Raw genomic sequence first — 15,144 nt, forward strand, 5'->3', positions numbered from 1 at the left:
ACCGAGAGCTGTGCCGCGTTCGCAAGAAACGGCATCGCGCTCGAAGGGGGGTGTGGCTGAGGCTCGGGACGCGGCACCGGCTCGCGAATCTCCCGACTCGCGTCTCACCGATACGTGACAAGGGTTGATGGGCGACCGGCTTGCTCTTTGCCGTGCCTGCGATAAGAGCAATCGCGGCACGTCTCTTAGGCATATCGTCCGTCAAATAATCATTGCGAAAGGGTGCGCTTTTAGGTCGCGCGACGACTTGTTCTAAAAACAGCTCGTGGAGGCACTCTGTTTGCAATTTCTCTTAGTTAACCGTTGCCGCGCGCAGCCCCTTGATGACATAAAGGCGTCCGGGGGTTGGGCCAACAAAGGACAAAAATGCCGAAGCTGAACATCAACGGCAATGAAGTCGAGGTCGAAGACGGCATAACGCTTCTGCAGGCATGCGAGCTGGCCGGCGCGGAGATCCCGCGCTTCTGCTATCATGAGCGGCTGTCCATCGCGGGCAACTGCCGGATGTGCCTTGTGGAAGTCGCGGGCATGCCGAAGCCGATGGCATCTTGCGCGATGAATGTCAGCGATTTGAGGCCGAACCGTGACGGCACGCCGCCCACGATTTTCACCGATTCCCCGATGGTGAAGAAGGCGCGCGAAGGCGTGATGGAGTTCCTGCTGATCAATCATCCGCTCGATTGCCCGATCTGCGATCAGGGCGGCGAATGCGATCTTCAGGATCAGGCGATGTATTACGGCAGCGAAGGCAGCCGCTATCGCGAGAACAAGCGCGCCGTCGAAGAAAAATATCTCGGGCCGCTCATCAAGACCTTCATGACGCGCTGCATCCAGTGCACCCGCTGCGTCCGCTTCATGTCCGAAGTCGCGGGCGTGCCGGAGCTTGGCGCCATAGGCCGCGGCGAGGACATGGAGATCACCACCTATCTCGAACGCGGACTTCACTCGGAACTCAGCGGTAACGTCGTCGACTTGTGCCCCGTCGGCGCGCTGACGTCGAAGCCCTATTCATTCCAGGCGCGGCCCTGGGAATTGCGCAAGACCGAATCCATCGACGTGATGGACGGGCTCGGCTCGAATATTCGCATCGACAGCCGCGGCCGCGAGGTGCTGCGCATCCTGCCGCGCAACCACGACGGCGTGAACGAGGAATGGCTGTCCGACAAATCACGCGCGCTCGTCGACGGGCTCAAGAAGAAGCGGCTCGACCGCCCCTACATGCGCCGCGACGGCGTGCTTGAGGAAGTGTCGTGGTACGAGGCGTTCACCGAGATCGCCGCGCAGATCGAGAAGGCCGGCGCGCGGAAAGTCGGCGCGATCGCGGGCGACCTTGCCTCCGTCGAGGACATGTTCGCACTGAAGACGCTGCTGGAGCTTCTCGGTTCGCCGAACATGGATTGCCGCCAGCACAGCCAGAAACTCCACCCGAAGCATGGGCGCGGCAGCTACCTGTTCAACGCGACTATCGCCGGCGTCTCGAAAGCCGACGTCATCCTTCTCGTGGCGACGAACCCGCGCAAGGAAGCCGCCGTGCTCAACGCGCGTATTCGCGGCGCCTATTTGCACAATCACGCCCGTATCGGCCTGATCGGCCCCGAGGTCGACCTGACCTACCCTTACGAGTGGCTCGGCAATTCGCTGGCGGTGCTCGACGAGATCGCAAAGCCGGATAACGCGGTGATGAAGGCGCTATCCGAAGCGACGCATCCGCTCATCATCGTCGGGCAGGAAGCGCTTTCGGATGACGCCGGTTATGCCGTGCTGGCGAAGGCCGCGGAGATCGCGGCAGCGGCGATCAAGGGACGTGAGGAAGCGGGATGGAACCCGCTCTCGATCCTCCACACGAGCGCCGCGCTCGTCGGCGGCCTCGACATCGGCTTCTTGCCCGGAGAAGGCGGTCTCGACACGGCAGGCATTCTCGAAGGCACCCAAAGCGGCGACATCGAAGTCCTTTATCTCCTCGGCGCAGACGAGTTCGACGTGAGCCGCACCGGCGACGCCTTCGTGATCTATCAGGGGTCGCACGGCGACTCGGGCGCGCGCATCGCGGACGTCATCCTGCCAGGCGCCGCGTACACCGAGAAAAACGGCACGTATGTCAACACCGAGGGCCGCGTTCAGCTTGGCGAGCGCGCGATCTTCCCGCCCGGCGATGCCCGCGAGGACTGGACCATTCTCCGCGCGCTTTCGGAGCATCTCGGCGCGAAGCTTCCTTTCGACTGTTTCGGCTCGTTGCGCAGAGCGCTTTACAAGGCGCATCCCCATCTCGCCGCCATCGACACCGTAGAGCCTGGCCCGCTTGAGCTGAAGCTCGGCGACGTGCCGCCGCTGCCGGATGCGCCGCTTGGCGTTTTCATCGAAGATTTCTACCAGACGAACCCGATAGCGCGATCTTCGGCGGTGCTCGCCGAGCTTTCCGCGCTGCATCAGGAATACGAGCAGGGACTTGCTGGCGCCGATGGCTGACTGGAGCACACTCTGGAGTAACTACGGCTTTCCGACCGCGCTTATCCTCGGTCAGAGCCTTCTTACGCTCGTCGCGTTGCTCCTGTTCATCGCGTATCTGCTGCTGGCGGACCGCAAGATCTGGGCGGCGGTGCAGCTTCGGCGCGGCCCGAACGTCGTCGGTGCCTACGGGCTCCTGCAATCCTTCGCAGACTTCCTGAAATTCGTCGTAAAGGAGCCGGTCATCCCGGCGGGAGCCGACAAGACGCTGTTCCTGCTGGCGCCGCTCGCCACCACCGTGCTCGCGCTCGCGGGCTGGGCCGTGATCCCCGTAGCGGACGGCTGGGTGGTATCAGATCTGAATGTCGGCATTCTCTACCTCTTCGCGATTTCGTCGCTCGGCGTCTACGGCATCATCATCGGCGGCTGGGCTTCAAATTCGAAATATCCGTTCCTCGGCGCGCTGCGTTCGGCCGCACAGATGGTTTCGTACGAGGTGTCCATCGGCTTCATACTGGTGACGGTGCTCCTTTGCGCGGGCACGATGAACCTGTCCGGCATTGTCGAGGCGCAACGCAGCGACTACGGCCTGTTCGGCTGGTACTGGCTGCCGCTGTTTCCGATGTTCGTGGTGTTCTTCATATCGGCACTGGCAGAGACGAACCGCCCGCCCTTCGATCTTCCCGAAGCGGAATCGGAACTCGTAGCCGGCTTCATGGTCGAATACTCGTCGACGCCCTATCTTCTCTTCATGCTCGGCGAATACGTCGCGATCACCGTGATGTGCGCGCTGGCCACGATCCTCTTCATGGGCGGATGGTTGCCGCCTTTCGAGGTGGCGCCCTTCACCTGGGTGCCGGGCATTATCTGGTTCGTGCTGAAATTCTGCTTCGTCTTCTTCCTGTTCGCGATGGTGAAGGCGATCGTGCCCCGCTACCGCTACGATCAGCTGATGCGGCTCGGCTGGAAGATCTTCCTGCCCACGTCGCTCGCGATGGTGGTGGTTGTGGCGGCGGTTCTGCAATTCGGAGGTCTCGCGCGCTAGCGCGGGCTTTTCCCAAGGGAGTACCTGCATGGGCGGCTTCGGCCAGTCTTTGAGATCAGCGGTTCTCGGCGAGTTTCTCGTCGCGACATGGCTTGCCATGAAGTATTTCTTCGCGCCGAAAGCGACGATCAACTATCCGTTCGAGAAGAACCCGCTCTCGCCCCGCTTTCGTGGCGAACACGCGCTGCGCCGCTACCCGAACGGCATGGAACGCTGCATCGCCTGCAAGCTGTGCGAAGCCATCTGCCCGGCGCAGGCCATCACCATCGAGGCGGGGCCGCGCCGCAACGACGGCACGCGCCGCACGACACGCTACGACATCGACATGGTGAAATGCATCTATTGCGGCTTCTGCCAGGAAGCCTGCCCGGTGGATGCCATCGTCGAAGGACCGAATTTCGAGTTTGCCACAGAAACGCGAGAGGAATTGCTGTACGACAAGGAAAAACTGCTTGCGAATGGGGACAGATGGGAGCGCGTTCTAGCAAAAAACATTGAACTCGATGCGCCCTACCGTTAACCGTTACTGACAGTAACATCCGAATGTCTCCACTCACAGGCTCGCGCGTTTAGCGCCTGACACGGCGAAAAAGGCGCGTAAATCGAATTGCTCTCCTTCGACGAGGGGCGGGGGAGTGTGGTCTGCCATGAGCGATGTTTCTTCTCCCCCTCGCCGCAGGAACGCCGCCGTCCGGCAAGTGGGCAAGACCCGGATGGGGACATAAGGGGGTTCACACGAGATCGATCTGCCGTCAGGCCGAAATGCCTCGGAGCAGACGCGATCGGCAGAAACAGGGATGCCTCGAAGTCGGCAAAGACGAAGGGTGTTCCGAAAGATCGATTTGCGAGGCAGATCACCGGCCCGCTGTCGAGCTTGAACGAAGGGACGGGTTGCGCCGCCTGGCGGCGTGATCCAGAGCACGAACAATGTCTTCCACGGCTAACGCCGCACATTTCGAGATCGGCCGCGCATGACAATCGCTGGATACTTCTTCTATCTGTTTTCCATCGTGCTCATCTCATCGGGCGCGATGGTCATTTCCGCGCGAAATCCGGTCCATTCCGTGCTGTTTCTCATCCTCGCCTTCCTGAACGCGGCGGGGCTTTTCGTTCTGCTCGGCGCCGAGTTCCTCGCGATGATCCTCGTCATCGTCTATGTGGGCGCGGTCGCGGTCCTGTTCCTGTTCGTCGTGATGACGCTCGACATCGACTTCGTTCAATTGCGGAAGGGCATGAGCCGATATCTGCCGATCGGCATTCTGGTCGGGCTCGTGCTTGTGACCGAACTCATCCTTGTGGTGGGGGGCTTCTCGGTTGCGCCGGGTGCGTTCCGACCGGTTACAGGCGAACACGTCACCAATACCGAGGCCATCGGACGCGTCCTCTACACCGATTACCTCTATTTCTTCCAACTTTCCGGGCTCGTGCTTCTCGTCGCAATGATCGGGGCTATCGTGCTGACCCTCCGTCACCGCTCCGACTCGAAACGGCAGACCATCGCGCGCCAGGTCGGACGCAGACGCGAGGATGCCATCGAAGTGGTTAAAGTCGAAACCGGGAAGGGGATCTCCTGAGACCATGCTGAACACGATCTCACCCGTGGAGGCCGCGACCGGCATCGCACTCCAGCAGTATCTCACCGTCGCCGCCATCCTGTTCACGCTCGGCGCGTTCGGCATCTTCCTGAACCGGAAGAACGTCATCATCATCCTGATGTCCGTCGAGCTGATGCTCCTGGCCGTAAACGTGAACCTCGTCGCGTTCTCGGCCTATCTGAACGATCTCACGGGCCAGATCTTCGCGCTGATGGTGCTGACCGTCGCGGCGGCCGAAGCCGCGATCGGGCTCGCCATCATCGTCATCTACAACCGGAACCGCGGCTCCATCGCCGTTGACGACATCAACTCGATGAAAGGCTGAGGCGGGCATGTATCAGGCCATCGTCCTACTTCCGCTGATCGGTGCGCTCAGTGCCGGCTTTTTCGGGCGCACGCTCGGCGACAAGAACTCCGGTTTTCTGACAAGCGCTCTCGTGCTCGTCTCGGCGGCCCTTTCGTGGTTGGCCCTTTATCAGGTCGGAGTGCTCGGACAGGAGGCGCGCGTCACGCTGTTCCCATGGATCGGCGTCGGCGATCTGCAAACATCGTGGTCGCTGCGGATCGACACGCTGACCGCCGTCATGCTCGTGGTGGTCAACACCGTCTCGGCGCTCGTTCATATCTACTCCGTCGGCTACATGTCCGACGACGACCGCCAGCCGCTGTTCTTCTCCTATCTGTCGCTGTTCACCTTCGCGATGCTGTCGCTTGTGACCGCCGACAACCTCGTGCAGCTTTTCTTCGGCTGGGAGGGCGTGGGCCTCGCGTCCTATCTGCTGATCGGCTTCTGGTACCATCGCGAAAGCGCGAATGCGGCGGCGATCAAGGCGTTCGTCGTCAACCGCGTGGGCGACTTCGGCTTCGCGATCGGCATCTTCGCGATCTGGTTCATTTTCCGCGACGTGAACTTCGACACGATTTTCGCCGCCGCGAAGGAGCATCAGGCCACGACCATTCCGTTCTTCGGCTATCAGGTGCCCGCGCTCGATTTTATCTGCCTTTTCCTGTTCATGGGCGCGATGGGCAAGTCGGCGCAGTTCCTGCTGCACACGTGGTTGCCCGATGCGATGGAAGGCCCGACGCCGGTTTCCGCCCTCATCCACGCCGCCACCATGGTAACGGCGGGCGTGTTCATGGTTGCGCGGCTTTCTCCGCTGTTCGAACTGGCGCCGGTTGCGCTGCTCGTTGTGACCTGCGTCGGCGCGATCACCGCATTCTTCGCGGCCACCGTCGGCATGGCGCAGAACGACATCAAGCGCGTCATCGCCTATTCCACCTGCTCGCAGCTCGGTTACATGTTCGTGGCGCTCGGGCTTTCGGCCTACGGCGCGGGGGTGTTTCACCTTTTCACGCACGCCTTTTTCAAGGCGCTGCTCTTCCTCGGCGCCGGTTCGGTGATCCACGCGCTTCACGGCGAGCAGGATCTTCGCAAGATGGGCGGCATGCGCAAGGCGATCCCGTTCACCTTCGGCATGATGGTGATCGGCACGCTGGCGCTCACGGGCTTTCCCTTCACGGCGGGCTACTTCTCGAAGGACATGATCATCGAGGTGGCGGAAGTCTCGCATTCCTCGGTCGGTCACATCGTCTACTGGATGCTGATCTTCGCCGCCTTCCTCACGTCGTTCTACTCATGGCGGCTGATCTTCATGGCGTTCTACGGCGAGCCGAAGGACCATCACGCCTTCGAGCACGCGCATGAATCGCCGCCCGTAATGACGGGACCGCTTCTGATCCTCGCCGCCGGCGCGCTGTTCGCGGGGCTCATCTTCGCACCGTACTTCGTCGGCGCGGACTACGCGCAGTTCTGGCGCGGATCGCTGTTCTTCCTGCACGGCTGGCACGAGCCGCATGTGGCCGACGCCTTCATGAAGTGGCTGCCGACCATCGTGATGGCTGCGGGCTTCGGCGTCGCCTACTGGGCCTATATCGCCTCGCCCGGAATTCCGGCCTGGACCGTCAAGACCTTCAAGCCGGTCCACGCCTTCCTCTACAACAAGTGGTACTTCGACGAGCTTTATGACTGGATCTTCGTGCGGCCCACGCGCTGGATCGCCCGCGTCCTTTGGAAATACGGCGACGGCGCGCTCATCGACGGGCTCGGCCCCGACGGCGTCGCCGCCAGCGTGGTCGCGACCACAAAACGCGTCGTCCGCATCCAGACCGGCTTCGTCTACACCTACGCCTTCGTCATGCTCATCGGCGTGACGGTCCTCATCACCTGGTTCGCCTACCTTTACCGCGGGGCTTTGTTCACCCTATGAAAGAATGGCCCATTCTGACGACGCTCATGCTGCTGCCGGTCATCGGCGCGCTCCTGCTCGCCGTCCTTCGTGGCACCGATGAAGCCGCGCTGAAGAATGCGCGCTGGATCGCGCTGTGGACGACCGTCGTCACCTTCGCGCTGTCGCTCATCCTTCTGACCGACTTCGACTATGCCAATCCGGGCTTCCAGTTCGTGGAGCACCGGCCGTGGCTGTCGAACACGATCACCTATTACGTCGGCGTCGACGGGCTTTCGCTGCCCTTCGTGATCCTGACGACCTTCCTCATGCCGCTGACGATCCTCGCGAGCTGGAAATCGATCACGGTGCGCGTGAAGGAATACATGATCGCGTTCCTGATCCTCGAAGCGCTGATGATCGGGGTCTTCTGCGCGCTCGACCTCGTGCTGTTCTACCTGTTCTTCGAGGGCGGGCTTATCCCGATGTTCATCATCATCGGCGTGTGGGGCGGGCCGCGCCGCGTCTATGCGAGCTTCAAGTTCTTCCTCTACACGCTGCTCGGCTCGCTGTTCATGCTGATCGCGATCCTCGTCATGTACGGCATGGCGGGGACGACCGAAATCCCGGCGCTCCTGAAATACGATTTCCCCGTCAATGTGCAGGCGTGGCTCTGGTTCGCCTTCCTCGCCTCGTTCGCGGTGAAGCTGCCCATGTGGCCGGTTCACACCTGGTTGCCGGACGCGCACGTCGAAGCGCCGACGGCGGGCTCGGTCGTGCTGGCGGCGATCCTCCTGAAGATGGGCGGCTATGGTTTCATCCGCTTCTCGCTGCCGATGTTCCCGGATGCGTCGGTGCAGTTCGCGCCGCTGATGTTCACGCTCGGCGCCGCCGCGATCATCTACACATCCCTCGTGGCCTTCGCGCAGAAGGACATGAAGAAGCTCATCGCCTATTCGTCGGTCGCGCATATGGGCTTCGTCACCATCGGCGTGTTTTCCGGCACAGAGCAGGGCGTGCAGGGCGCGGTGTTCCAGATGATCAGCCATGGCATCGTGTCCGGCGCGTTGTTCCTTGCAGTGGGCGTCGTTTACGACCGCATGCACACCCGCGAAATCGCAGCCTATGGCGGGCTCGCCGACCGCATGCCGATCTACGCCTTCTTCTTCATGGTCTTTACCATGGCGAATGTCGGGCTGCCCGGCACGAGCGGCTTCATCGGCGAGTTCCTGACGCTGATGGGCACTTTCGAGGCGAACACGGTCGCCGCGTTCTTCGCCTGCTTCGGCCTCATCCTCTCGGCTGTCTACGCGTTGACGCTCTATCGCAAGATGATCTTCGGCAAGCTCGAAAAGCCGTCGCTCGCCACGATCAAGGACATGGGGCCGCGCGAGATCGGCATCATGGCTCCGCTCCTGATCCTCACGATCGTGCTCGGCTTCTATCCGAAACCGGTGCTCGACATGACGAGCGGATCGGTCAAGGCGATGATCCAGCCGTATCAGAAAGAACTTCAGGCGAAAGCCGACACGGGCGCTGTGGCGAAGTCGTTCGCCGAACTTGAGAACAGGCGGTGACGATGCTGTCCGACGCTTTCACCAGAGCTTCCACCATGCTTTCGAGCTACGCGCCGATCTACCCGGAACTGTTCGTCGTGCTGGCGGCCTTCGTGCTCCTCCTGTGGGGCGTGTACAATCGCTACCCGGCGGGGCTTTCCATCAGCATTGTCGCTGTCGGCGTTCTCCTCGGCGCGATCGTGCTCGTCGCGCGTCAGCCGTCGCTCGCGCAGGAACTTTTCAACGGCGCGTTCGTGGATGACGGCTTCGCCCGCTTCATGAAGATCCTGACGCTCGCGGGCGCGGCGCTCGCGATCCTGCTCTCGCTCGATTATCTGCGCCGCGAGCGCATCCTGCGCTTCGAGTATCCGGTTCTGATCCTGCTGGCGACAGCAGGTATGATGCTGACCATCTCGGCGAACGACCTGATTTCGCTCTATCTCGCTCTCGAATTCCAGAGCCTCGCGCTTTACGTGCTCGCCGCCTTTCATCGCGATCATCTGCGCTCGACCGAAGCGGGCCTGAAATATTTCATCCTCGGCATCCTCTCGTCCGGCCTGCTGCTCTATGGCTCGTCGCTCGTCTACGGCTATACGGGCGCGACGAACTTCGCGCGCATCGCCGAAGCGGTGCATGCGAGCGGCGCATCGGTGGGCCTCGTCTTCGGCCTCGTCTTCATTCTCGCCGGGCTTGCCTTCAAGCTCGCGGCGGTGCCGTTCCACATGTGGACGCCCGACGTGTACGAAGGAGCGCCGACGCCCGTCACCGCCTTCTTCGCCACTGCCGCGAAGATGTCGGCCATGGCCATGCTCATTCGCGTGGTGCTGACCGCCTTCCCCGACGCGACGCAGCAATGGCAGCAGATCGTCATCGCGATTTCGGTTGCATCCATGGCGCTCGGCGCCTTTGCCGCCATCGGACAGAAGAACATCAAGCGCCTGCTCGGCTATTCGTCCATCGGACACGTCGGCTATGCGCTTGTCGGCCTTGCCGCAGCCGTTCCGGGCGGCGCCGCCGCCGAGGGCGTGTCGAGCGTGCTGATCTATCTTGCGATCTACCTCGCCATGACCGCCGGAGCCTTCGCCTGCGTGCTCGGAATGCGCAGCGGCCGCACGGCATACAGTGAAAACATCTCCGATCTCGCGGGCATGTCCAAAGATCAGCCGCTGTTCGCCTTCCTGTTCGCGATGCTGCTGTTTTCGCTCGCGGGCATTCCCCCCCTCGCCGGTTTCTTCGCCAAGCTGTACGTGTTCAATGCAGCCGTTCAGGCGCAGCTTTACTGGCTCGCCATCGTCGGCGTCGTGCTTTCAGTGATCAGCGCCTACTATTATCTGAGGGTTGTGAAGGTGATGTATTTCGACGAAAAGGGTGAAACCTTCGAGCCGATTGCGCCATCCGTGAAGATCACGCTCGGCATCACCGCCGCGTTCACGCTTCTGTTCTTCCTCTATCCGAGCCCGCTCAAGCTTGCAGCCGACGCAGCCTCGCGCACGTTCTTCTGAGGCTCGATGACGCCAAGCGATACACCGGTCTTACGCTTCGAAAGCATCGATTCCACGAATGAGGAGGCGCTGCGGCGGCTTGCTTCCGGCCTGAAAGCGCCATTCTGGGTCGTGTCCGAGGTGCAGACCCGTGGGCGCGGCCGCGCGGGGCGGCAGTGGAAGTCGCCCGGAGGGAACCTCTACGCGACGCTTGCCATCACGCTGAAGGTCAGCGCGGCAACCGCGACGCAGCTTTCCTTCGTGGCGGGTCTCGCCGCGCACGATGCCGCCTCGGCCTTTCTTTCGCAGGACAAGGCTTCGCGCCTGCGTCTCAAATGGCCGAACGACCTGATGCTCGACGGCGTGAAACTGGCTGGTCTTCTGCTTGAGAGCGTTACCGTTGCGGATGGCCTCGCCGTTATCCTCGGTATCGGAATCAATGTTGCGGCTCCGCCCGCCGACACAGGCCGCTCTGTCGCCTCGCTCGCGCTTTCGCCGTCATCCGTCGAGGATGTTTTCGAATCGCTCGCGGATGCGCTCGAACGCCGGATCGCGCAGTGGAATGAGGGGCGCGGCTTTCCGGCAATCCGGGAAGCGTGGCTTGCTCGCGCGCTGGCGCTCAATGAGACAATCAGCGTAAATTTGAACAGTTCTATTATTCGCGGTAGATTTTCCGGCGTCGACGATAACGGCGCATTGAAGCTTACCACCGAGGCGGGGGTTGTCATGACCGTCACCGCGGGCGACATTTATCCGGATGCGCTTCGCTGACCGACTGGGCCAGCGACATAACTCCCTTTGTTGGAAACCATAAAAAGAATGACAGTGACAGGAACGCCTGCCAATTCCGAACTCGTATTTTTACCCCTCGGCGGCATCGGTGAAATTGGCCTCAACGTCTACCTTTACGGACTGGGAACCGAGGAAGACCGCCAGTGGCTGATGATCGACTGCGGCATCACCTTCCCCGACGATTCGGAGCCTGGGGTGGATGTGGTTCTGCCCGACCTGCGGTTCATCGAAAACGATCGACAGAACCTCGCGGGCATCCTCATCACCCACGCGCATGAAGATCATATCGGCGCTGTCGCGGAGATGTGGCCGAAGCTGCGCGCGCCCGTCTACGTGACGAAATTCGCCGCCCATCTCCTGCGCTCGAAACTTCAGGAGCACAGCCACGGCTCGGAAGTGCCGATCGTCGAGATGGCGCAGGGGTCGCGCTTCAATATCGGACGCTTCGACATCGACCTCGTCACGATGGCGCACTCCATCCCCGAGTGCAATTCGGTGTTCCTGCGCACGCCCGCTGGCAATGTGCTCCACACGGGCGACTGGAAATTCGACGACACTCCCGCCTATGGCGATCCGAGCGACGAGGCGAAGCTTGCACGGCTCGGCGACGAGGGGGTGCGCGCGCTGATCTGCGACAGTACGAACGCGCTCGTCGAGGGCATCAGCGTCACGGAAGAAGTGGTCGCGAACAATCTGAAGCTCGTCATCGGCCGCCAGAAGGGCCGCGTCGCGCTCACCACCTTCGCGTCGAACGTCAATCGGCTGATTTCGATTTCGGAAGCCGCGCGCGCCGCCGGCCGCGAGGTCGTGCTGGTCGGCCGCGCCATGCACCGGATCGTGGAGGCCGCGCGCGATTCCGGTCTCTGGCCGGAGCATCTGACCTATTCCGATCAGGATGCGTTCCCGTCGATTCCGCGCGACAAGGTTCTCGCGCTCGTTACCGGCAGTCAGGGCGAGGGGCAAGCGGCTCTGGCGCGGATCGCGAAGGGCGAACATCCTTTCGTGAAATTCGACCAGGGCGACAGCGTCATCTTCTCCTCGCGCACCATTCCCGGCAACGAAGACTCGGTGATCCGCATCCAGAACCAGCTCGCGGATCGCGGCATCTCGATCATCACGGAAGCGCACGAGGGACCGATCCACGCGTCCGGCCACCCGCGCCGGGGCGAACTCACGCGCATGTACCGGCTCACACGGCCGCAATACGTCATCCCCATGCATGGCGAACCGCGCCACCTCGAAGCCCACGCCACCTTCGCCGAAGGTCATGGCCTCATGACGCTTCGCGGCGTGCGCGACGGAAAGCTCGTGCATGTCGGGCCGCAGCATCCGCACATCGCAGACAGCGGCGTGCCGGTCGGGCGGCTTTACCGCGATGGCAATCTCGTGCTCGACGCGGACGACCCTTGCGTAACCGAACGCAGGCGGCTTTCGTGGAACGGCTATGTGGCGGTGTCGGTGGTCATTTCGCGCAGCGGCGATCTCGCGGCTAACCCCGTCGTCAGCATGGCAGGGCTTCCCGCGCGCGACGCCAAAGGCTCGCCGATAAGCGAGCGCGCCCTGTCCGCCGTCTACAACGCGGTGGAGAGCATCCCGCGCCCGAGGCGGAAGGACCCCGCCTTGATTCGCGACGCGGTGACGCGCTCGGTGCGCGCCGAGATGCGCCTCGTTTGGGGCAAGAAGCCGCTTTGCTCGGTGCTCGTTTCCGTGCTTTAACCGCGCAAAACATGAGGACCGTCGCATGATCGGACGCTTGAACCACGTTGCGATTGCCGTGAAGAATCTGGATTCTGCCGCGGCCGTCTATCGCGAGACACTCGGCGCGGAGGTTTCCGAAACCGTGCCACAGCCGGACCACGGCGTGTCCACGATCTTCATCACGCTGCCGAATACCAAGATCGAGCTTCTGGAGCCGCTGGGCGAGGGTTCGCCGCTGGCGAAGTTCCTTGAAAAGAACCCCGACGGCGGCATCCACCACATTTGCTACGAGGTGGACGACATCCTCGCCGCGCGCGACAGGCTTGTGGCGAAGGGCGCGCGCGTGCTCGGCAACGGCGAGCCGAAGATCGGCGCACATGGCAAGCCGGTGCTTTTCCTTCACCCGAAGGATTTCTGCGGCACGCTCGTTGAACTTGAGCAGAGGTAAGGCGCCATGAACATCCTGCTGGCGATTGCGTTCTTTCTCACGTGCTGGTGGGTTGTGTTCCTTTTCAGCATTCCCCGAAAGATCGCTGTCCATGGCGAGATTCCGGCGCGGGGCAAATATCTGATCGGCCCCATCGTGCTGGCGACCGTAGTTGCGACGCTGTTCGTCGTGGCGCTGCATGAGGCGATTTCGCTCGGCATCATCGGCACCGGCACCTTCCTCGCCGGGCAATAAAAAAAGGCAGCAAGGAAACTTGCTGCCTTAGGCACTGCTGCTGGCTTTTATGTTTTTTAAGCAGCCCGCGCCCTTGGGGACAGCGCAAGCCGTTTTCCTCCCTAGACCTGGGCGCCGCGCCTCGTTCTGTGCTCAGCCATCCGATTCCCATGTCAAATTGTTATGGCAGACTAGCAAAAAACGCAGAGGTTGTCACTTCTACTATTGGGCAACAAGGCGAAAAAATACGCAAATAGCCTGCCGAGGCGTTAAATCGTTCCCTCTTGCCTGGTAATGGCGTACTTCGCTTGCCTACGGGATGTGCTTTCGCGTTCGTGCCTTATTCAATGGGCACAACCTCACAGCCACAAACAACGCTCTTGAGACCTGTGCCCTGGAGCGCTCGCCTGCAGATCAGGGGCAGAGCGCGCTTTCGAGACGTTGCCAAGCTTCCTCACTGCCCGGAATGCCGAAACGGAGCCACGAGCGCTCATAAGCAAAGCGCCGCACCAGAATGCCATGCTCGCCAAGACGGTTCACGAGCGCCAACGCGGTGTTGGTCCCGGCGTTCGCTCTGCCTTGCGCCGGAATCGTCTCATTCGTCCTCAACGGAACGCTTTCAAATGGGGGGCGATCCGGCGCGCATACGGCAAGGCGGTAAAGGGGCGTGCCGCCGGCAATCACGCATCCAGCCCTCACCAGAAGCGCATCAAGCCGGGCGGCATCGGCGGCGAGGCGCGCACGGGCCGCTTCAAGCCACGCGCTGTCGTCGAGAGCCGCCGTTCCGATGGCGAGCGCGGGGCCGGACACGGCCCATGGGCCGAGCATGCCGACAAGCCGCGCGGCAAGCGCGGGTTCCGCGATGGCGAAACCGAGGCGCACACCGGCGAGACCATACATCTTGCCGAACGAGCGCAGCACGATGGTCGACGGCGGCAGCCTCCTGACGAGGCTTGCGTTTGTATCCACCACATCCACGAAGGCTTCATCGACCACGAGCAGGCCGCCGCGCCTGGCAAGCGATGTCGCCCATTCCGCGAGCGTGTCGGCTGCGATCAGCCGCCCGGTCGGATTGTTGGGGTTGACGACGATGACGGCGGCGGCCCCCTGCGCCTCCGCCAGCGACGTCACCTCGCGCACGTCGTGGCCTTCGCGCCGCCACGCCGCCGCGTGCTCGGCATAGGTTGGAGAAAGCACGGCCACCCATGACCGAGCGCCTGCGATGTCGGTCCCCCCGGCGCCTTGCAGCGGCTGCCGAGACGACGCGACGAGCCTCGGCAGGATCTGGATCAATGCCTGCGTGCCGGGAGCCGCGACGACATTGTCGGCGCTCATCGCGCCGTAACGCGCCGCAGCCGCCTGCCGCAGCGCGCGTTCTTCGGAGGCCAGCGGCAGGCGCGTCCATAGCCCCGCGCCGATCGCGGGCAAAGGATAGGCGACGGGATTGATGCCGGTCGAAAGATCGATCCACGGTTGCGGCGCCTTCGGCCAGCGGCGCTGCGCTTCGTCGAGCGCGCCGCCATGGGGAATGACGCCATGCGCCGGAGCATCGCCTTGCGCCAGAGCGAGGCGCCGCTCGTGCGGCTTTCCCGCAGTCGCGGCTTCATCTATAGGAGCGTTACTCTTCATCGCGCGTCCGCGCTTTC

The 15,144-nt window shown here is 62.4% G+C and carries 13 protein-coding genes; 12 read left to right on the forward strand and 1 reads right to left on the reverse strand.

Features of this window, described 5'->3' with window-relative positions; translation table 11 throughout:
- Window positions 1-366: 366 nt before the first annotated feature.
- The 12 genes from nuoG (at window position 367) to EK416_RS05390 (ending at window position 13,519) form a co-directional block, all read left to right on the forward strand.
- Window positions 367-2,466, forward strand: a complete 2,100-nt coding sequence (nuoG, locus tag EK416_RS05335; RefSeq protein WP_127076475.1) for an NADH-quinone oxidoreductase subunit NuoG — start codon at window positions 367-369, stop codon at window positions 2,464-2,466.
- Window positions 2,459-3,490, forward strand: a complete 1,032-nt coding sequence (nuoH, locus tag EK416_RS05340) for an NADH-quinone oxidoreductase subunit NuoH (RefSeq protein ID WP_127076476.1) — start codon at window positions 2,459-2,461, stop codon at window positions 3,488-3,490. The genes nuoG and nuoH overlap by 8 nt, the downstream gene beginning before the upstream one ends.
- A 28-nt stretch (window positions 3,491-3,518) precedes the next feature.
- Complete coding sequence (gene nuoI, locus EK416_RS05345; RefSeq protein ID WP_127076477.1) at window positions 3,519-4,010, forward strand: NADH-quinone oxidoreductase subunit NuoI; 492 nt, start codon at window positions 3,519-3,521, stop codon at window positions 4,008-4,010.
- A gap of 451 nt (window positions 4,011-4,461) precedes the next feature.
- The gene (locus tag EK416_RS05350) at window positions 4,462-5,064 is read left to right on the forward strand and encodes an NADH-quinone oxidoreductase subunit J (protein WP_127076478.1); all 603 of its coding nucleotides are present in this window, start codon (window positions 4,462-4,464) and stop codon (window positions 5,062-5,064) included.
- A 4-nt stretch (window positions 5,065-5,068) separates the two neighbouring features.
- Window positions 5,069-5,410, forward strand: a complete 342-nt coding sequence (gene nuoK, locus EK416_RS05355; RefSeq protein WP_127076479.1) for an NADH-quinone oxidoreductase subunit NuoK — start codon at window positions 5,069-5,071, stop codon at window positions 5,408-5,410.
- A 7-nt stretch (window positions 5,411-5,417) separates the two neighbouring features.
- Window positions 5,418-7,352: an NADH-quinone oxidoreductase subunit L gene (gene nuoL, locus EK416_RS05360; RefSeq protein WP_127076480.1), complete on the forward strand. Its 1,935-nt coding sequence runs from the start codon at window positions 5,418-5,420 to the stop codon at window positions 7,350-7,352.
- Window positions 7,349-8,887, forward strand: a complete 1,539-nt coding sequence (locus tag EK416_RS05365) for an NADH-quinone oxidoreductase subunit M (RefSeq protein ID WP_127076481.1) — start codon at window positions 7,349-7,351, stop codon at window positions 8,885-8,887. The genes nuoL and EK416_RS05365 overlap by 4 nt, the downstream gene beginning before the upstream one ends.
- Window positions 8,888-8,889: 2 nt before the next feature.
- Entirely contained in the window at window positions 8,890-10,368 is a 1,479-nt protein-coding gene (nuoN, locus tag EK416_RS05370; protein WP_127076482.1) for an NADH-quinone oxidoreductase subunit NuoN, read from the forward strand.
- A gap of 6 nt (window positions 10,369-10,374) precedes the next feature.
- Window positions 10,375-11,118, forward strand: coding sequence for a biotin--[acetyl-CoA-carboxylase] ligase (locus EK416_RS05375; RefSeq protein ID WP_127076483.1), 744 nt, complete (start codon window positions 10,375-10,377; stop codon window positions 11,116-11,118).
- 48 nt (window positions 11,119-11,166) lie between these two features.
- A complete protein-coding gene (locus EK416_RS05380; RefSeq protein WP_127076484.1) occupies window positions 11,167-12,855 on the forward strand; it encodes a ribonuclease J in 1,689 nt (562 codons plus the stop codon).
- Between the two features lie 25 nt (window positions 12,856-12,880).
- Window positions 12,881-13,285, forward strand: coding sequence for a methylmalonyl-CoA epimerase (gene mce / locus EK416_RS05385; RefSeq protein WP_127076485.1), 405 nt, complete (start codon window positions 12,881-12,883; stop codon window positions 13,283-13,285).
- A gap of 6 nt (window positions 13,286-13,291) precedes the next feature.
- Window positions 13,292-13,519: a hypothetical protein gene (locus EK416_RS05390; protein ID WP_127076486.1), complete on the forward strand. Its 228-nt coding sequence runs from the start codon at window positions 13,292-13,294 to the stop codon at window positions 13,517-13,519.
- 393 nt (window positions 13,520-13,912) lie between these two features.
- Here the strand turns inward: EK416_RS05390 and EK416_RS05395 are convergent, their stop codons facing one another.
- The gene (locus EK416_RS05395) at window positions 13,913-15,127 is read right to left on the reverse strand and encodes a threonine-phosphate decarboxylase (RefSeq protein ID WP_127076487.1); all 1,215 of its coding nucleotides are present in this window, start codon (window positions 15,125-15,127) and stop codon (window positions 13,913-13,915) included.
- Window positions 15,128-15,144: the final 17 nt, after the last annotated feature.

This window comes from Rhodomicrobium lacus, from assembly GCF_003992725.1.
GTDB lineage: Bacteria > Pseudomonadota > Alphaproteobacteria > Rhizobiales > Rhodomicrobiaceae > Rhodomicrobium > Rhodomicrobium lacus.